Below are 18,108 nucleotides of genomic sequence, written 5' to 3'. Positions count from 1 at the left end.
AATTGCTTGTAAAGCTAAATAAAAAAGGAGGATTGCGAAATGACCTATCAAAAACGGCTGACACTGCTAATGTTTCTGGATTCTGTCATCGTATTAGGAGCTATTTATCTGAGTGTGTTAATGCTGGTTCCAGCCATTCGGATCTTTCATTCAGAAACCCTATTGGTTAGCTCAATCACTCTGCTGCTGAGCCACCATATTTTCTCCTTTATGTATGGGCTATACAACAAAGCCTGGGAGTATGCAAGTACAGGTGAATTGCTGACGATTACTAAGGCAGTAAGTTTATCGGTTATTTCAACTGCATTTATGCAGCAGATTCTCGTGCAGGATGTTTATTTCAGGGCTCTGGTGCTGACATGGATGCTTCATGTTTTGCTTATTGGCGGTTCCAGGTTTTCATGGAGAATCTATAGAGATAGGTATATTAAGCCAAAGACAACCCAGCAAAGGGCTTTAATTATTGGTGCAGGTGCAGCGGGAACGATGCTTGCCCGTCAGCTGCTGAAGAATCGTGAAGCAAGCATCATGCCGGTTGCATTCATAGATAATGATCCGCAAAAGCATAAGTTATATATACACGATATACCCGTTGTTGGATGTACAAAACTAATAAAAAGGACGGTTGAGGTATTAAAAATAAGTAAGATCGTAATTGCCATTCCGTCCCTGAGCAAAGAAGAAATGAAGCGAATATATGAGGAATGTGCAGGAACAAATGCCAAAACGGTCATTATGCCAATGGCAGAAGACGTATTGCTCGGCAAGGTATCTGTTAATCAGTTCCGTGATGTTCAGGTTGAGGATCTGCTGGGACGGGAGCCGATCGAACTTGATATAAAAAGGATTTCCAAAAAGCTCACAGGGAAGACCATTCTGGTAACAGGCGCAGGCGGATCGATTGGATCTGAAATTTGCCGCCAGGTATGCAGGTTTAAGCCGAAAAAAATTCTTCTGCTCGGGCATGGAGAAAATTCGATCTATCAGATAGACATAGAATTAAGGAACAAATATAAAGAGGAAATTGGAATTGTACCGGTGATTGCGGATATACAGGATAGAAGCCGGATCTTTGAGGTGATGGAAGATCATAAGCCGGATGTCATCTATCATGCTGCTGCCCATAAACATGTGCCTTTGATGGAATATAATCCAAAAGAAGCTGTAAAGAACAATGTTATTGGAACAAAGAATGTAGCAGAAGCCGCTGACACTTATGGTGTTGAAACTTTAGTGCTTATTTCTTCAGATAAAGCTGTTAACCCGACAAATGTTATGGGATCGACAAAACGAATCGCCGAAATGGTTATTCAGGAGCTGGACAGAAACAGTGCTACAAGGTTTGTGGCCGTCAGGTTTGGAAATGTGCTGGGGAGCAGAGGCAGTGTGATTCCTTTATTTAAGAAGCAGATTCAGTCCGGCGGGCCAGTTACAGTCACTCACCCGGAAATGACCAGATACTTTATGACGATTCCGGAAGCATCACGGCTGGTTCTTCAAGCAGGTGCCCTGGCAAACGGAGGCGAGATTTTTGTTCTGGATATGGGTGAGCCTGTCAAGATTGTGGACTTGGCGCGAAACCTGATTACCCTTTCAGGATATAAAGAAGATGAAATTGAGATTCGCTTTTCAGGCATTCGTCCGGGTGAAAAAATGTATGAAGAGCTGCTTGGCAAGAATGAAGTCCATGAAGAGGCTGTTTACCCTAAGATCTTTATTGGGAAGGCAGTTGAGATTAATTTCGGCAGGGTGACTTCATTAATAAAAGAATATGATTCTTATAATGATTCAGCACTGGCAGATTATGTTCTATCCATAGCAAATAATAAAGAGCCGCTGTTAATGACAAGTGTTAACTAGAACGGCCCTTTCCGTAAAAGGGCGGTATAAAATGAAAAACTTATTAAACCTGATAGGGGGGAATGTAGTTTCCCACCTGATAACTTTTGCAGCAGCGCCTCTTATTACAAGACTTTACTCTCCCGGTGAATTGGGAGATCTATCAATGATGATAGCAGCTCTAGCCATATTCAATGTTTTTTCCACATTGAAATTTGAACTGGCCATTCCCTTGGCAAAAAATGATAAAGACACAGCGAACCTATTGGTCATTTGCTTCGCTGCTTTACTGGCAACTTCAATCATATACCTATTGCTTGCAGTGGGATTTGCTTTATTAAGCCCTGTGAACAGTTTAGGTATGGCCGTTTTATTACTTCCCATTATGCTTTTGGGTGAAGGTCTTTTTACGATTGCGGTCCATTACGGATTAAGGTTTAAAAAATATAAACATATTTCATTAATAAAGGTAAATAAAAGCATCATAATGAATTCTGGCCAAATTGGATTTGGCTTAATAAGCAGGACTCTTTTTCGATAATAATGGGGGATTTAATAGGCCGGCTGCTGGGTGCCAATAGAATGTTAATGGACATGAAAAGCTACATAACCTCCCATAAAGCAATTATCAGCAAAAACAGCATGAAAAAGGTTGCCGTTGAGTTTAAAAACTATCCATTAGTTTCTTCATTCTCTTCCTTTTTAAATAGCATAGCCTTACAGGCCTTTCCTCTCATGCTGGGAGTTTTGTATGGATCTGCCTCTTTGGGGATTTATGCACTGTCCCAGAGAATACTGATTGGGCCGCTATCATTAGTTTCGCAGGCTTTTTCACAGGTTTTCCTAAGTGAGGCAGCGGAAAACATTAGGAACGGGAGCTTCAAGGGACTAGTAAAGCTCTTCATGTATACAGCTGGAGCATTGCTTCTGTTTGTATGCGTCATTCTTTCTATTTTCCTTTTATGGGGAGAGGAAATTATTAATCTCGTATTTGGTTCTGAATGGACCGGATCTCATGACATTATTAAATATATGAGCATCATGATCCTGTTTCAATTTGTAGCGAGCCCTTTATCGCAGACATTAAATCTGCTGAACAAACAAGCATATCAATTTTATTGGGATTTATCGAGATTTATAATCATCAGCTTATTTTTGCTCGTTATTTATTTGCTTGGAGTCGGATTTCACCTGACAATTTTTATCTATAGTGTACTAATGGCCATTATGTATATCACTCTATTTGGGATCATTATCAAACAATTATTAAGTCTTGAAAAGAGGAGCATATGCTAAAAAATAAGATTCTGCCGTTTACGGCATCCGTCATAGCTTATAAGGCTTTATGTGATTATTTCTATATAAATTTTGTTGCTGAGCTATTTTTCTACGATGGCTATTATATAAAAATAAATAACTTCAAATATATAGAGACATACTTGATCATTATTCTTTCTGCTGGCATTCTATACGCTTTTTTAAGAAATTACAGGGGGCCAAGCAAGATCATTCTTTATATATTTTATTTGAATTTAATTATTCCCCTTATTTCTATATATGCATTGGAAGACCAATCAAGAGTGTATATCTACACGATTATGCTTGGCTTCCTTCTCACATTATCTCTGACAAGAACCAGGAAGATAAGGCTTCCGGCCGTTTCAAATGGAAAGCTTCTGTTAACAGTTTTCTTTGCTTTAATGACAACCTATGTTTATGGCTATTTAATTGCTACCGGCGGGTTATCCAGGATGAACTTTGACCTGAGCTTAGTATATGAAACAAGAGCACAGTATTCCAGTACTGCCAATGGCTTGTCTTCCTATTTAATTCCCTGGCAGGCGTATGGGGTTAATAATATGATCATTGCTCTCGGCATCATTTTCCGCAAGCGGTTTTTATTGCTTCTGGGTCTTGGCCTCCAGCTATTATTGTTTGGAATGATAGGGCAAAAAAGTTTTTTGTTTGCCCCAGTGCTCGTCATTTTTCTGAGTTACTTTTTAAAAAAGAAATTTATTTACAATAACATCATGACTTTGATTGCTATTGGATTTTCAGTCATTACGCTCCTTGGCTTTCTGCACTACAAGTTTACCAGCGACCCTCTGATGGGATCCATTTTTATAAGGAGGCTGCTTTTTACTCCGGCAAAGCTGCATTACATTTATTATGAATACTTTTCAGAGATGCCTAAGATGTATTTAACGCACAGCTTTTTCTCGCCCTTTGCGGAAAATTCATATGGCATGGGGCCGGTGGAAATAATAGCCAATCAAATATACGGCAGAGATTTTAGCCCCAATGTGGGCCTTTATGGGGATGCGTACCTGAACTTTGGCTTAGGAGGAATCCTTTTTTATTCCATTATTCTGGGGGTAATCCTAAAACTGCTGGATGGAATTTCTTTAAGCCTGCCAAAGAATATTAGTATAACCATCGTCATTATACCTTTTATGGCCATGCTAAACTCTGCTCTGCCAACGAGCCTTGCGACACACGGCATATTGTTTTCTCTTTTTTGCTTATGGATTTTGTCTGGAATATTAAAGCAGTATAAACCGGTATCAAAATGAATGGAGGGCTGGGAAAATGAAAGTTTGCCATATTACCACGGTACATCCATATAAAGACATAAGAATATTTATTAAAGAAGCCAAATCCCTGCAAAAAAACGGGTATGAGATGCATCTTATTGCGCCAAATGCTCCTTCGTCCATCATTGATGGCATTCATGTTCACGGAATTAATCTGAACAGGGGAGATAGGCAAAACAGGCTTGGACGGATGATCAAAACAACAAATATCGCCTACAAGAAAGCGATGGAAATCAACGCTGATCTATACCATTTTCATGATCCTGAATTAATTCCTGCCGGCCTGAAATTAAAGAGGCAGCAGAAAAAAGTCATCTATGATGTTCACGAAGATGTTCCCCGCCAAATACTGCAGAAAAATTGGATACCAAGAATATTAAGAACAGCAATTTCCAGTGTTTTTGAAGAATACGAAACAAGGGCAGTGAAAAAGATGGATTATGTTGTTGCTGCTACGCCTTTTATAAAGGATCGATTCACTTCAATAGGATGCAATTCAATAGATATTTGCAATTATCCACTGCTTTCAGAGTTTGATAATAGACATTCAGAAAATACGGCTAAAGAAAATGCGGTTTGTTATATAGGGGCTATATCGAAAATAAGGGGAATTTTTGAAATGGTTGATTCTATGAGCCTGGTACCCGATGTTCACCTGTTTCTGGCTGGAAAATTTGCATCTGATGCTGAAAGGGAATTGGTGAAACAGCATAGCGGATGGAGTAAGGTATCCGAATTGGGATACCTGGACCGTAAAGAAATCCGGAATGTGCTTTCCAAATCCTTAGCAGGTTTAGTCGTACTGCATCCCACTATTAATTATAAAGATGCCCTGCCTATTAAGTTATTTGAATATATGGCAGCAGGCATCCCTGTTATAGCATCTGATTTTCCATTATGGAAAGAAATTGTTGAAAAAAGCGATTGCGGCATATGCGTAGATCCTTTAAAACCGAAAGAAATTGCGGACGCCATTCAGTTTTACATCAAGAATCCAGAAGAAGCTAAAAGAATGGGTGGAAACGGGAGAAGGGCAGTGGAGCAGATCTACAATTGGGACTTGGAAAGCAAAAAGTTAGTTTCCGTATATCAGACTCTGCTCCCGGAGAATCGGCTTGTGCAAAGCAAGGGTGAGGTTTTTGGATGAATATCTGGATTTTTAACCATTATGCAGCCGCTCCCGTACATGTGGGGGGCACCAGACATTATGACCTGGCAAAACAATTATGTAAAAAGGGACACAATGTAACCATTTTTGCCTCGTCATTTAATCACTTCTCAAAAGAAGAAATGATTTTTAAAGGTGATAAGAGATATTATCAACTGGAAACCATTGATGGTGTAAATTTTATTTGGGTAAACACTCCTTCCTATAGAGGCCTCTTGGGAAGAGCCAGAAATATACTTAGTTATACAATCAAAAGCTTCCAAAAAGCGAAAAGGGATTGTGAATTGGAGAAGCCGGATTTAATTATTGGTTCAAGTGTTCACCCTTTGGCAGCTGTTATAGGCTATCTTTTAGCAAAAAAAGCAAAATGCCGTTTTTACTTTGAAGAAAGGGATCTCTGGCCGCAGACGTTTGTGGATTTTGGAAAAGTATCCGCTAAAAACCCCCTTGCTGTCGGGCTGTATAAATTTGAAAAGTACCTTTACCAGAAAGCGGACAGGATCATCGTCCTGTTTGATAAGGCACAAAATTATGTCCGATCAAAAGGGACCGATCATAAAAAGGTTATCTACCTTCCTAATGGTGTTGACCTATCAAATTATAACCAATTCAAAAAATCAGATTCTGTTGATCGCATTTTCAAAAGTTTAGAAGAGAAGTTTGTGATTGTCTATACCGGATCACATGGAATTGCTAATCATCTGGAACCGGTTATTGAACTGTTTTCCAGATTGGAGGATAATCCTAAGCTCCATCTTTTAATGGTTGGAGACGGTGCCAAAAAGAAAGAATTAATGTCCCTTGCTAAGGAAAAAGGAATGAAAAATATTACTTTTGCAGATTCAATACCGAAGCTGGAGATACCTTATTTACTGCATAGGGCTAACATGGGCATCATTTCCATTATGGATTCCCCTTTATATAAGTGGGGGTTCAGCATGAATAAAATTTATGATTATATGGCTGCCGGGCTGCCTGTAATCATGATGGCAGACCCCAGGAATGGAGAGTCGTTAATGGATGTACCAGGTATAAAGGCCAGTAATGTAATGGAAGAAAATGAAGGTGCCATAAGGCATTATTTCAATAACCCGGACAAGCTTAAACAGGATAGCAGGCTATTAAAAGATTATGTGAGAAAGCATTATTCCTGGGAAGTGCTATCAGACAAGCTGGAAAACTATATCTATCAAGATATTTATAAGGAGGAAGCAGATGAAAAGATTATTTGATTTTAGCTGTTCCTTGATTGGCTTAATAATTCTGTCCCCTCTTTTATTAGTTGCTGCTTTGCTTATTCGGATGAAATTGGGATCGCCAATCCTCTTCAGGCAAATGAGGCCAGGATTGTATGGCAGGCCATTTTTTGTCTATAAATTCCGCACAATGACAGATGAAAGAGATGAGAATGGAAACCTGCTGCCGGATGAGGAAAGGTTAACGCTGTTTGGGCAGCGGCTGCGGAAATTCAGTATCGATGAATTGCCTCAGTTATTTAATGTATTGAAGGGTGATCTTAGCCTGGTCGGTCCCCGTCCATTATTAATGGAATATCTAGAGCTGTATTCGCCTGAACAGGAACGCCGCCATGAAGTGAGGCCAGGCATCACTGGGTGGGCTCAGGTTAATGGGAGAAACAATATTTCATGGGAGGAAAAATTCAAATTAGATGTATGGTATGTGAATCATCAATCTTTCTTTCTCGATATAAAAATAATTCTCCTGACTGTTTATAAAGTGATCAAGCGCGAGGGAATCAGCCAGCAGGGACATGTGACGATCGAGAAATTTTCTGGACAAAAGGCAGGAAAGTCATTATGAAGCCAATTGCCATTATAGGAGAAGGCGGCCATAGCAAAGTCATCAGGGATTTAATTGAATCAGCAGGAGAATACGAGATTAGATATATTCTGGATGACAAATATGATGAGCCGGTAATGCTTAACGGGATAACCTTCGCTTCAATCTCGTACGCACACCAGCTGATTGCCGAAAAGAATCCCTATTTTTTTATAGCTATTGGGGATAATGCTGCCCGGAAAAAAATAGACGAAGAGCTTTTGGCAGCCCATGCTCATTTTGCAGCACTTATTCATCCTTCAGCTCTAATAAGTCCTTCTGCAATACTTGGAGATGGGACAGCCGTCATGGCTAATAGTATTGTAAATGCGGATGCAGCGATTGGCAGACATTCGATTATAAATTCCTCTTCAGTAATTGAGCATGATAATAGGATTGGTGATTTTGTACATATTTCTCCTGGGGGTATCTTAGCAGGAAATGTCCAGGTGGGGAATGGCACACATATAGGCGCACGGGCTGCTGTTATTCCAGGAGTGAGAATTGGAGAGTGGTCCATTGTTGGTGCGGGCTCTGTTATTAACAGGGATCTTCCTGACTCTGTTACTGCAGTGGGTGTACCTGCAAGGATAATCAAAAGTCCTGACCAAAATGAGGTGAAACGCATGGCAGAGCCATCAAGGATTTTTCTTTCTCCTCCGCATATGAGCGGGGAGGAACAGAAATACATAAATGAAGCATTTCAAACAAATTGGATTGCCCCCCTTGGACCCAATGTGGACGCATTTGAAAATGAACTTGCCGAATATGCAGGAGTCCGTGATGCTGCGGCTGTCAGCTCGGGAACAGCTGCTATTCATTTGGCTCTTCGTCTTCTGGATGTACAGCAGGGAGATGTGGTATTTTGTTCATCCTTAACCTTTGTTGCAAGTGCTAATCCGATTTTATACCAGTGTGCTGAGCCAGTCTTTATCGATTCTGAGCCTGACTCTTGGAATATGTCCCCGGCTGCATTGGAGAAAGCAATGGTCAGAGCGGCAAATGCTGGCAAACTGCCTAAAGCGGCCATTATTGTAAATTTATATGGGCAAAGTGCAAAAATGGATGAGCTGATGGCTATTTGCAATCACTATAATGTTCCGGTAATTGAGGATGCAGCAGAATCTCTTGGATCAGAATATCAGGGCCAGAAGAGCGGGACATTTGGAAAGTTTGGAGTTTATTCCTTTAACGGAAATAAAATTATCACTACTTCAGGAGGAGGGATGCTCGTTTCAAATGATGCAGAAGCGCTGCAGCGGGCCCGTTTCTTGGCTACTCAAGCACGAGACCCGGCTGCCCACTACCAGCATAGCCAAATAGGGAATAACTATCGATTGAGCAATATATTGGCTGGAGTCGGCAGAGCACAGCTCAAGGTGCTTGACGAAAGGGTAAAAGCAAGACAGGAAGTATTTAAACGTTACAAAGAGGCATTGGGGAATATAGAAGGTATTACGTTTATGCCCGAACATCATAATTCGGTGCATAACAGATGGCTGACTACGCTTACCATTGATACTAAGCAGCTGGGAATAACCCCTGTTGATATAATAAACGCTCTTGCTGAAAAGAATATTGAAGCACGCCCGGTGTGGAAGCCCCTGCATCTTCAGCCATTATTTGAAGGAGCAGAATATTTTTCGCACACATCCACAAGAAGTGTTTCTGAAGAACTCTTTAATTCGGGGATCTGTCTTCCATCAGGTTCAAATCTTACAGAAGAACAGCAGGAACGGGTCATTGAAAGCGTGTTAGGAGTCTGCCATAATCAATTGAAGCTTGTTTCACAAAATAGCAGGAAAGTAATAAGAGCTTAGCTGGAGAAAATCCAGCTGAGCTCTTTTTGTGAATTGTTTATAAAAACATATGGTAAAAATTTCTTAGGTAAAATATACTATAGTGGTATATTGATAGGAGGCATTCACAGTGAAAAAATTTGTAATCATATTTTTCTTGTTTTGGCTGACCGCAGGGAGTGTTTTACCTGCAAGCGCAGCTGAAGCTCAATCAGATTTATGTAATCAGTTTAAAGGGAAAACAAAGATTTGGTGGGACGGAATTGAATTAAAGCCCGGACAAATCGGCCGCCTGACTATTAAGAAGGATACTCCTCTGTTTAAACTTGACGGAGAAAAAAGAACGTATAACAGGATACTAAAAGCAGGAGAGTTTTACCGTATATATGCCTTCAAACCCGGTTTGTTGAGTGTTGGTGGAGGTTACTATGTTGATCGTGATTCAAATGTTACTTATCAGACACCTAGCAAAACAAAGCTTCAAGCTGTAAAATGTGTTAATTCTCCTGATCTGCCAAAGGCAGAAGCGGCTAAACCAGCTCCATCGAAACCAGAAGAAGAGCAAGAGAGCCAAAATCAAAATATTAATTTTGATGGAACAAACAGTACCATTCACTTAACTTATGGAATGGATTGGAACTGGTGGATTTATGACAAAGAAAAGGGCATCAGCAAAACAATTCCATATGATATAAAGGCTGGAAGTGCCCATATGCCAGCATCAATAATAAAGACGAAAGACTCCTTTTTTGTGCCTGTTTTTGATAAAAATAAATCTGGTGTTGATCATGTCTATAAGATAGATATTAATAATCCGACGAGCATGACTAAGGTGATTGAAAACATCACTTTATATGGTGTATCAACTTATGCGATTAATAATAAAAACTTATATTATGGAGTAGTTAATTATGAAAAAGATGAAAATGGATTGGAGTTTTGGAAAAGCATCTCTATTTATAGGTCAAATCCCGATGGAAGCGGAAAGATGCTATTTAAGGAGCTTCCTAGGGAATATATTTATGGAGGCATCTTAAATATAGATGATGATGACCTTTATATTTACTTCTCTGATTACTCTACGCAAACAGCTGAAATTAGAAAGGTCTCTCTTAAGACAGGAAATATCTCAACGTTAACCGTTTTAGATTATGAGGATAGAAGAATAGAAGGCAATGGCCCCTTTATTGTGATTAGTAAAATGGAACAGTATGGAAATGGAGTAGGTCCCCGCACGTTGTCATTCATGTCCAGGCAGGGGGTAGAACTCTATTCCTTTAAAAGAAATGGCCTTGGCAGCGAATATTTTGTATCTGAACACAATAATAAACTCTATTTTGCTGATTTTGTGGATAATTCAATTTATGAAGTGAATAAAAAAGGTGAAATGAAAAAAATTAAAACCTTGGATAAAAATATTACGATAATTGACTTGGACATAAAAACCAACTATGTATACTATATTGAACCAGCCAACGATAGGAAAGTACTTAAACAAAAAGTCTTAAACTAGATATGTTCATGCAAGGTATATAAAAAGCTCTGTAATTTTGCAGAGCGTTTTATTATGGGTGGGTCTTAACAAAATCTTGTCTTAAAATGATCACAGATAGAAATACTCGAAGAAGCCTATTAATTGACAAATAACTGGTTTTTTCAAGATTATTCTTTTTAATAGATTATGACTCCATTTATATCTAAAGAACTATGACATTTATCATCAATAATTCTCATATTCTGCTATAATATAATAGTAAATTATGTAAAATGAGGAGGATTTTTGGTGAGTAAAAGTATTAAGTCTATTACTTTTATTATAATTTTGTCTTTCATGCTGAGCAGTTTTTCATCCAGCTCTTATGCGCAGGACCAAAATGAAAATATTGCTGGGCCGCCGGTACTGACTTCCACCCAGATGGGGGATTTTGTTTTAATGCATAATCCAACTCCGTTGCTGCAGGGAGTAACTATTTATCAGCTGGCAGATTATTATTTGAATACTGGGCGCGTTGAAGGAATTCGCGGTGATATTGCATTTGCTCAGGCGATTAAGGAGACGGGTTATTTTAAATTTGGCGGTGATGTAATTCCTGAACAAAATAATTATGCAGGTATTGGCACGACAGGCGGCGGTGTGAAGGGAGCTTTTTTTAAGACTGCTGAGGAAGGGGTTCGTGCCCAAATCCAGCACTTAAAGGCATATTCTTCAAAAGAGCCTTTAGTTACTGAGAATGTCGATCCTCGTTTTCATCTGGTCACACGGGGGATTGCGCCAAAATGGACAGACCTGAATGGCCGCTGGGCCGTGCCGGGAAACAAATACGGCCAGGAGATTCTGGCTATCTACACTAATATGGAGAAAATGACCCTTCAGATTCCTAATGTTTCTTTGCCTTCCAATCATAAATTGCCGGTAGCGAAACTGGTTCCACGCAGGAACTTGGCCATGTATACACCGGATGGCAGACCGTATAGCACCCTGCAAAAGGATGTTCATTATCGTGTTTACGGGGTGAAGGGAAGCTATTATGATGTAGGCGGCGGCTACCTAGTTAAGGGAGACAGCGGCAAAGTGGGAATCTATATCGGCAGAGTCTACATAAAGGATATAAATATTCCTCTTTACGGTCCGGACAACAAAGTTAAACGTTACCTGAAAAGGGGAGAAACGGTCCGCGTATACAGCTATGATCATAGCCGATATGACGTGGGCGGCGGCTATTATATTAAAAAAGGAAGCAACCAGACCTATTATTTAGGTACAGCAGCACTTAAGCAAAATACCATTCTTTATGACAAGAGCGGAAAGGCTGTTCGCACGCTTAAAAAGAAAGAATCATACCGTGTATATAAAATAGACAGCAGCAAACTGGATCTTGGCGGCGGCTTCTATATTAACTATGATAAAAAAATGATAGATTATGTGAATTAAAGGGCGATTGTGTAGAAGGATAGCTTTAAATGTTTTATCAGCTTATCAAGCTCAGCAGATTACCAGATTTGCTGATGCATACATAGCATGGAGGAAAAAAGAATGAATATGAAAAAATGGGTATTTAGTATTCCTTTTGTATTAATGCTGGTATTAGGCCTAAATACCGAGGCGGAGGCAGCTGAAGCTCCGATCGGTGTAAAATGGGGAAATTCCATCTTAATTAAAGGTCAGATTGGCAAAGTAACAATCCTAAAAGACACAGATCTTGTGAAAGAGGAAAAAGGCAAGCTAACGGTCATTCGAAAGCTGAAAAAAGGCAGCGAGTTCCGTGTTTATTCTTATAAAGACCGTGATGGCGGCATCTACGGGCTTGGCGGCGGCGCTTTTGTGAAGAAAACTGCTTCTGTTAAATATGAGACACCTTCTCAGACAAAAAAGAATCAGATTGCGCGTCTGAGCATGTTCCAGGAGGGCTTTCTGGCATCTGCAAAGAAGGGAATTATGAAAGGGCAGCCTATTGCCATTGGCGGATATGAAGATTTATATGATGTGTATGACTATTATGGGATGTATCCAACCTGGGATGGCTATATAGATGGCGGATTGGGCAGACAATTTGGAGATGGCAGCAATTATATTTATTATACTGGCGATGAATATGATGCTGAACTGACTGCTATTGATTGGTGGAACGACGACCTTGTTTTCCTTACTCCATATATCATAAAGAAGGCGGTAGGAGTACCAACATCAGAGGGCATCAGTGAAATGGACGGTACCTGGTACATGTATTATGATTGCGGTTATTATGATCTGTATTTCTTTTTCGAAGACGGAAACCGCTCTAACCTGGATTTTGTGAGACTTAAATAATAATAGAAAAAGGAGAGCGTGAGTAGCTCTCCTTTTTCTATTCCATCACAATAATCGGCTTCTTAGCAGGTTCCAGCCACTGCAGAATTTTCACTAATTCTTTTTCCGCTATGGCGACACAGCCTAATGTGTAAGCAGTACCAGAAGTTCTGATATGCAAAAAGATTGCGCTGCCTTCTCCTTTTATAATGGGATTATCATTATATCTAATGACCACTCCATATTTATAGAGAGGGTGGTTCATTCTTTCGAAGGATTTCCAGCGTGCATACGGGTTCCCGGTGTAAGTAATCCATTTGTTATAGTCCGCTGAGGATACATCATCGACCCAATAATCTTGAGAAGTTACAGCCTTAAATGGGTAGCTCATGCCTGAGGGCTTCGGCCCCCACCCAAATGAGGTTCCTAGCTTATAGGTTCCATAAGGAGTCCTGGCATCTCCCTCTTTTGTCTTTCCCATGCCCTCTTTTCCTATCACTGCCGCAACAGGCGAAGAAGCTTGCGTCCATTTCCCGTTTTGTTTTTGATAGGTTTGCAGAGTAGCGGCTGTTTTCACTGATGATTTCTTCACAACAATCATCTGCTGTGCTTCATTTTTTAGCTGTGTATCTTTCTGGTAGACGCATGCCACGATCTGCAGCTTCATTTTAGAAGGAGTCTGATAGCCGATCAGCGTATCCCGTTTCACATACAATCCGCCTCCAACACTCAACAGACCCGGTTTAAAGGCGTACACGCGATAAACCTCTCCTGCTTTTAAAGTGCGGCTGTAACTCAGCTGTTCTCCGTTTAACTTATAGAGCGGTGCATTATTAAGCACAGTGATCCTGCCGATTTGCCCGGGACGAAGCTCTGCGCCATCCCACCAGACCTTTGTGCCGGTTCTGATATCATTGCAGTCTATGTCTGCAGCCTGTGCAGGATTGCCATAAAGTATAACAGCCATACCAATCAGAACCAATAAGAGCTTTATATATTTTGGCATGATTTCACCTCTTTTTAATCCTAATCATACATGATGGAACTTCCATAGGCATCTATCATTTGGCATGATTCAGCATTTTTAGGCTCTCATTCCTGCATTTTTATCTTCTGTCTAACATATGCATAGCAGTAGGAAATCAGGAAATATGCAGGAGGTTCGATGATGAAAATAGGCAAACTACTAGTTATGTTTTCCCTTGCAATAACTTTACTGCTGTTCTCCAATAAAGAGGCTCAGGCAGGCTCTGCTCCAATCGGTGTAAAATGGGATAACTCCATCCTCATTCAGGGGCAGATTGGGAGGGTTACCATCCTCAAGGATACAGCTCTTCTAAAGTATGAAAACGGTAAATTAATTACGATTAAAACACTGCGTAAGGGAAATATCTATCGGGTGTACTCCTATAAGGATCAAAATGGCGGTATATATGGAGTAGGCGGAGGAGCCTTTGTCAAAAAGTCCTCCTCAATTAAATATGAGACACCTTCCAAAACAAAGCGCAGCCAGCTTGCCAGAATTGTATTTTTTGATGAAGGAGATTTTCTGAAGCTTGCTAAACAGGGCGTTATGAAAGGACAGCCATTCTCACTTAATAATGATGATTTGAATGATGTGTATGATCACTTCGGAAGCACGCCTTCATGGGAAGGGTACTATGAGGGAGGATATGGCAGGAAGTTTGGGAACTATATCTATTTTACAAGCTGGGAAGACGATCCGGAATTTACAGCGTTCATGTGGGCCAATGATGGTTTGACTCCTTTAACACCCTATATTATTAAAAATACAGTTGGAAAACCATCCTGGGAAGGCATCAGCGAAATGGACGGCCATTGGATGATGTATTATTATCTAGGCTATTATGAGGTTTACTTTTCATTTAAAGGGGATAATCGGTCGGATCTGCATAGTATTTTGCTAAAGAGGAGTTATAGATAAGAAAGAGACAGGGGAGTAAATCCTCTGTCTTATACTTGCTTATATGAACAGTTAACTGTATATCCTCTTTACCTTTGTATCCACACTTGACCGAGTGTGATCATGAATAAGACCCCAGTATAGTGCAATTTTGGCAGTTGACCACATTTTTTCGTTTTTCATTATTTGGAGGACAGGGTCGATCTTGAAAGGGATAAAACGCAGGTTTTCAAGTTCCCATTTTCCGGATATGCCTCTGCTTCTATTCTGTACAATATCCTCAGAGGATTCGTTGCAATAAACAATACCGATGATGTTCCATTGATAATACTCTTCATCCACCCCGTAGCCAAGCAGACGGATGTCCTGCTCTCTGACGGTAATGCCTAATTCTTCTTTTGCTCCACGGATTGCGGTCTTGAAGAAATCGGGGCCTTGTCCGCTTGCTCCCCGATCTTGGGAAGGATGAACAGCCTCTACAATACCAATATCCAATTCGTCCGGACGCACACCGCTGTCCGGAGAGCGCTTGGTTAAAATGGTTTGTCCGTCAGAAGTAATAACCACCAATGCAACACCGAAGCCATTTGCCAGCTGGACAATCGGTTTTTTAGGACTGGCATTTGCCAAATATTTATGCCGAATGCTCTCTCCGTCCGGGAGAATATAGTCCAGATTTGTATTAAGGGCTTTGAATGTATAGTAATCGCCAGGAGTAAATGTAAAAACCACTTTCATGTCTTCATTGGTGTGTGTTCTTAATACCATGTGCTTTTCTAATGTATAAAGCGGTCCGTTCCAGCTGTGTTTTTCCCCATTAAGAAGATTTTCCTTTTCAATACTCTCAATCTCATTTTTTAAGCTTTGCAGATCCGGGTCTAATATAGGTTTGCTTGCGGTTAATCGTGTTTCGATATTCTCGAGTGCATAATTCATTTCGCCGTCCCCGTCACATACAACAAAAGATGTAACTTCACTGCCAAGTGTAAAGTAGTGGGGATCCTGAATATCTTTTGCTTTCACAAATAATCTCTTGAAAAATCGGGTGACCACTCTCCACATTGACTTCAGAGGATCTTCAAAAATAACGCCAAGCAATAAACCGACAATACCCCCTATTAGAGCATCAATCATAAGTTTCTCCTTTTTCACTAAAATGTTAAAATATTCCTTTAGTACCAGATTGGCTGGAAATCTGTTAAACAGAAAGTTTTTTGATGGCTAAACTGTAAATAGTCTAGTTTTTTATCGGCAGAATCAAAAATTCTTAAATGGAATTTTAAAATAAAACTAAAAAAAGGAGAAGCCTCGGGGCACCTCCTTTCCCAATTTACGGATTAACTAATTTTAGCTTCTCTTTCGATGGCGTCTTATACTTCACATAGCCATCTATTTTCGTTACATAATACCCTCCTCCGACACTGTACTGCCCGCCAAATCCTCCATCATATCCATAGACACGGTAGGTTTCGCCTGCTTTCAGTACTTTAACCGCTTTCAGCTTTCCGTCGGCTCGAGTCCATAGATTAATAGGTTTTTCAACCGCCAGTTTCCCAATCTGGCCTTTTTTCAGGACCATTCCTTCCCAGTGGACAACAGGAATTTCTTTATCTTCTTCCTTCGGTTCCTCAGGAGCTGGCTGTTCTGGCATTTCCGGCTTCATAATAGTCCAAAACAAATCAGCCACAGCTTTATAGCCTTCTTCACTCAAGTGTACATCCTGCGGATTCGGCAGATACCCAATATTAGCAGCAATGGTTTGAGCAGTGGAGATATAAGTGGCTCCAGATGCTTCAGCAATTCTCTCGATGATTGTGTTCAGAACCGCCAGTGACTGGTTAAGCATTGGCTGATATTGAGCCGGGAGATGAGGCAATGGATTGTAATAGCCCATTATGTAAATCTGTGCAGTTGGATTAATGACTTTGATCGCCAAAATGGTATCCGTTAAATTCTGCTGGACACCTGCCATTGCTTTTTGCATTTCTGCTTCGTCAAACGTAACCGCTCCTGTTGTTCGGTCAATCTTAAGCTGGCGAAGAAGATCATTTGCACCGGCGTTTAAGGTAATATGAGTTGCTTTGCTTAGCTCGGTCTGAATCCCGGCGTTATTGCCAATCGTGACGTTATTCCGGATATCGTCGAGAACCTGTTTGGAAGTATAGCCAGACTCTGCATAGCTTTTTACAAACCCCTTCAATACACCCGCTTCTTTAAATTTGGCTGCGATAAAATCGGGATAGCCCTTCCCGTTAGCTCCGAACGGTGTCCGGCCGGCTGCTAGAGAGTCACCGAGCGCTACATAATAAACGTTTTTATTGCTTTCCCATAAAGCTGAAGCAGGACTGACCACCCCTAAAATAAGCACTAAAACAAGACAGATTTTCGTTAGAAACTTGAACAATAAAATAATCCTCCTTTATGAAAAAATGGAATATACAACTATTTTACTGGACTTTTAGTATCATAACTATAACAATCATAATTAAAATAACGACAAATAACATATAAAAATGACAAGAAAAAACAATTTTGAAATGCTGGTTCACAATATAAATATGAATATTTTACTATAAATAAAGAAAGTATGGAAAGTATATTCACCCAGCTGGGTAATCGTTTACATACAAAAATGGAATTTAGTTATCTTTTTATTTAATTTTCTGAAATTAACAAAAATTATTCTTCCGTTCCCGAATGAATTTTGGCATAATAGTTTAAAAGATTTAATAAAAAAATTAATAAAGGGGGTACTGCGTATGACTTTTGATGATACGATAATTTGTACGGGTTATTCTCGATTGCCTGATGGCATGACAGCTAAAAATCTTTATGGTGTCATGGGTGTTGGATTTGAGGTCGACCCAAAAACGGATTGTATTGTGAATGCTTCTAGTACCTTTGTCACGAATATGTGTACTGATTTTATTAAGAGTATTTTTACCGGGCATGATTTAAAAGAAGGAATTGAAGGCCCAATTGAAAGGTTTGAGAGAAGGTATTTTGGTTTAGGGAAGAAAGCAATTGTAGCAGCCATGCGGGACGCATACAATCAATATTCCATTTATAAATCAATGAATGTTCCTGTTTAAAAAATAGAAAATGGCTATTGATTTATGAAGAATAGTCTGTATAATTAGAATATAAATAATATTTAA

At 39.9% G+C, this 18,108-nt stretch carries 16 protein-coding genes and 2 pseudogenes; 14 read left to right on the top strand and 4 right to left on the bottom strand.

From position 1 onward, the window contains the following. Nucleotides 1-39: 39 nt before the first annotated feature. The 12 genes and pseudogenes from ACXAD1_RS22385 (at nucleotide 40) to ACXAD1_RS22330 (ending at nucleotide 13,047) form a co-directional block, all read left to right on the top strand. Entirely contained in the window at nucleotides 40-1,860 is a 1,821-nt protein-coding gene (locus tag ACXAD1_RS22385; protein WP_474911050.1) for a polysaccharide biosynthesis protein, read from the top strand. A 31-nt stretch (nucleotides 1,861-1,891) separates the two neighbouring features. Next, on the top strand, nucleotides 1,892-2,380 hold the full coding sequence (locus ACXAD1_RS22380; protein WP_474911049.1) for a lipopolysaccharide biosynthesis protein: 489 nt from the start codon (nucleotides 1,892-1,894) through the stop codon (nucleotides 2,378-2,380). Nucleotides 2,381-2,421: 41 nt separating this feature from the next. After that, complete coding sequence (locus tag ACXAD1_RS22375; protein WP_474911048.1) at nucleotides 2,422-3,135, top strand: oligosaccharide flippase family protein; 714 nt, start codon at nucleotides 2,422-2,424, stop codon at nucleotides 3,133-3,135. Further along, complete coding sequence (locus ACXAD1_RS22370) at nucleotides 3,129-4,412, top strand: O-antigen polymerase (RefSeq protein ID WP_474911047.1); 1,284 nt, start codon at nucleotides 3,129-3,131, stop codon at nucleotides 4,410-4,412. Before ACXAD1_RS22375 ends, ACXAD1_RS22370 begins: the two co-directional genes overlap by 7 nt. Nucleotides 4,413-4,428: 16 nt before the next feature. Further along, nucleotides 4,429-5,580 (top strand): glycosyltransferase family 4 protein, encoded by a 1,152-nt coding sequence (locus ACXAD1_RS22365; RefSeq protein ID WP_474911046.1) that lies wholly within the window; start codon nucleotides 4,429-4,431, stop codon nucleotides 5,578-5,580. Next, nucleotides 5,577-6,833 carry a glycosyltransferase family 4 protein gene (locus ACXAD1_RS22360; RefSeq protein ID WP_474911045.1) on the top strand — a complete coding sequence of 419 codons (1,257 nt, stop codon included), beginning with the start codon at nucleotides 5,577-5,579 and terminating at the stop codon, nucleotides 6,831-6,833. The genes ACXAD1_RS22365 and ACXAD1_RS22360 overlap by 4 nt, the downstream gene beginning before the upstream one ends. Continuing rightward, complete coding sequence (locus tag ACXAD1_RS22355) at nucleotides 6,817-7,422, top strand: sugar transferase (protein WP_474911044.1); 606 nt, start codon at nucleotides 6,817-6,819, stop codon at nucleotides 7,420-7,422. Before ACXAD1_RS22360 ends, ACXAD1_RS22355 begins: the two co-directional genes overlap by 17 nt. After that, nucleotides 7,419-8,018, top strand: a pseudogene (locus tag ACXAD1_RS22350) (acetyltransferase); the annotation flags it as partial. The gene ACXAD1_RS22355 and the pseudogene ACXAD1_RS22350, both read left to right, overlap by 4 nt. A gap of 48 nt (nucleotides 8,019-8,066) precedes the next feature. Then, nucleotides 8,067-9,260 carry a DegT/DnrJ/EryC1/StrS family aminotransferase gene (locus ACXAD1_RS22345; RefSeq protein ID WP_474911342.1) on the top strand — a complete coding sequence of 398 codons (1,194 nt, stop codon included), beginning with the start codon at nucleotides 8,067-8,069 and terminating at the stop codon, nucleotides 9,258-9,260. A gap of 109 nt (nucleotides 9,261-9,369) precedes the next feature. Next, nucleotides 9,370-10,752: a hypothetical protein gene (locus ACXAD1_RS22340; RefSeq protein WP_474911043.1), complete on the top strand. Its 1,383-nt coding sequence runs from the start codon at nucleotides 9,370-9,372 to the stop codon at nucleotides 10,750-10,752. A gap of 270 nt (nucleotides 10,753-11,022) precedes the next feature. Beyond that, nucleotides 11,023-12,171: a glucosaminidase domain-containing protein gene (locus ACXAD1_RS22335; RefSeq protein ID WP_474911042.1), complete on the top strand. Its 1,149-nt coding sequence runs from the start codon at nucleotides 11,023-11,025 to the stop codon at nucleotides 12,169-12,171. A 102-nt stretch (nucleotides 12,172-12,273) separates the two neighbouring features. Next, complete coding sequence (locus tag ACXAD1_RS22330) at nucleotides 12,274-13,047, top strand: hypothetical protein (RefSeq protein ID WP_474911041.1); 774 nt, start codon at nucleotides 12,274-12,276, stop codon at nucleotides 13,045-13,047. Nucleotides 13,048-13,084: 37 nt separating this feature from the next. Here ACXAD1_RS22330 and ACXAD1_RS22325 read toward each other — a convergent pair whose 3' ends face one another. Beyond that, on the bottom strand, nucleotides 13,085-14,032 hold the full coding sequence (locus tag ACXAD1_RS22325) for a L,D-transpeptidase family protein (protein ID WP_474911040.1): 948 nt from the start codon (nucleotides 14,030-14,032) through the stop codon (nucleotides 13,085-13,087). 159 nt (nucleotides 14,033-14,191) lie between these two features. Here ACXAD1_RS22325 and ACXAD1_RS22320 point away from each other — a divergent pair, with 159 nt between their 5' ends. Next, nucleotides 14,192-14,971: a DUF4309 domain-containing protein gene (locus tag ACXAD1_RS22320; protein WP_474911039.1), complete on the top strand. Its 780-nt coding sequence runs from the start codon at nucleotides 14,192-14,194 to the stop codon at nucleotides 14,969-14,971. A 51-nt stretch (nucleotides 14,972-15,022) separates the two neighbouring features. Here the strand turns inward: ACXAD1_RS22320 and ACXAD1_RS22315 are convergent, their stop codons facing one another. The 3 genes and pseudogenes from ACXAD1_RS22315 to ACXAD1_RS22305 all read right to left on the bottom strand — a co-directional run. Then, on the bottom strand, nucleotides 15,023-16,084 hold the full coding sequence (locus ACXAD1_RS22315; protein WP_474911038.1) for an NUDIX hydrolase: 1,062 nt from the start codon (nucleotides 16,082-16,084) through the stop codon (nucleotides 15,023-15,025). Between the two features lie 196 nt (nucleotides 16,085-16,280). Then, nucleotides 16,281-16,637, bottom strand: coding sequence for a hypothetical protein (locus ACXAD1_RS22310; RefSeq protein WP_474911341.1), 357 nt, complete (start codon nucleotides 16,635-16,637; stop codon nucleotides 16,281-16,283). Next, nucleotides 16,638-17,303: pseudogene (locus ACXAD1_RS22305) on the bottom strand (SGNH/GDSL hydrolase family protein); the annotation flags it as partial. A 406-nt stretch (nucleotides 17,304-17,709) separates the two neighbouring features. Between ACXAD1_RS22305 and ACXAD1_RS22300 the strand changes: the two are divergent. Beyond that, nucleotides 17,710-18,042 (top strand): DUF3870 domain-containing protein, encoded by a 333-nt coding sequence (locus ACXAD1_RS22300; protein ID WP_474911037.1) that lies wholly within the window; start codon nucleotides 17,710-17,712, stop codon nucleotides 18,040-18,042. Nucleotides 18,043-18,108 lie beyond the last annotated feature (66 nt).

This window comes from Cytobacillus sp. ABV4_503 (assembly GCF_056158445.1).
This window is presented reverse-complemented; position numbering and strand designations above follow the sequence as displayed.

Excerpts from the sequence above, each read along its gene's own strand:
- ACXAD1_RS22315 (WP_474911038.1), bottom strand. The coding sequence starts at position 16,084 with ATGATTGATGCTCTAATAGGGGGTATTGTCGGTTTATTGCTTGGCGTT.
- ACXAD1_RS22320 (WP_474911039.1), top strand. The coding sequence starts at position 14,192 with ATGATGAAAATAGGCAAACTACTAGTTATGTTTTCCCTTGCAATAACT.
- ACXAD1_RS22355 (WP_474911044.1), top strand. The coding sequence starts at position 6,817 with ATGAAAAGATTATTTGATTTTAGCTGTTCCTTGATTGGCTTAATAATT.
- ACXAD1_RS22300 (WP_474911037.1), top strand. The coding sequence starts at position 17,710 with ATGACTTTTGATGATACGATAATTTGTACGGGTTATTCTCGATTGCCT.
- ACXAD1_RS22370 (WP_474911047.1), top strand. The coding sequence starts at position 3,129 with ATGCTAAAAAATAAGATTCTGCCGTTTACGGCATCCGTCATAGCTTAT.
- ACXAD1_RS22330 (WP_474911041.1), top strand. The coding sequence starts at position 12,274 with ATGAATATGAAAAAATGGGTATTTAGTATTCCTTTTGTATTAATGCTG.
- ACXAD1_RS22385 (WP_474911050.1), top strand. The coding sequence starts at position 40 with ATGACCTATCAAAAACGGCTGACACTGCTAATGTTTCTGGATTCTGTC.
- ACXAD1_RS22380 (WP_474911049.1), top strand. The coding sequence starts at position 1,892 with ATGAAAAACTTATTAAACCTGATAGGGGGGAATGTAGTTTCCCACCTG.
- ACXAD1_RS22375 (WP_474911048.1), top strand. The coding sequence starts at position 2,422 with ATGTTAATGGACATGAAAAGCTACATAACCTCCCATAAAGCAATTATC.
- ACXAD1_RS22360 (WP_474911045.1), top strand. The coding sequence starts at position 5,577 with ATGAATATCTGGATTTTTAACCATTATGCAGCCGCTCCCGTACATGTG.
- ACXAD1_RS22325 (WP_474911040.1), bottom strand. The coding sequence starts at position 14,032 with ATGCCAAAATATATAAAGCTCTTATTGGTTCTGATTGGTATGGCTGTT.
- ACXAD1_RS22365 (WP_474911046.1), top strand. The coding sequence starts at position 4,429 with ATGAAAGTTTGCCATATTACCACGGTACATCCATATAAAGACATAAGA.
- ACXAD1_RS22345 (WP_474911342.1), top strand. The coding sequence starts at position 8,067 with ATGGCAGAGCCATCAAGGATTTTTCTTTCTCCTCCGCATATGAGCGGG.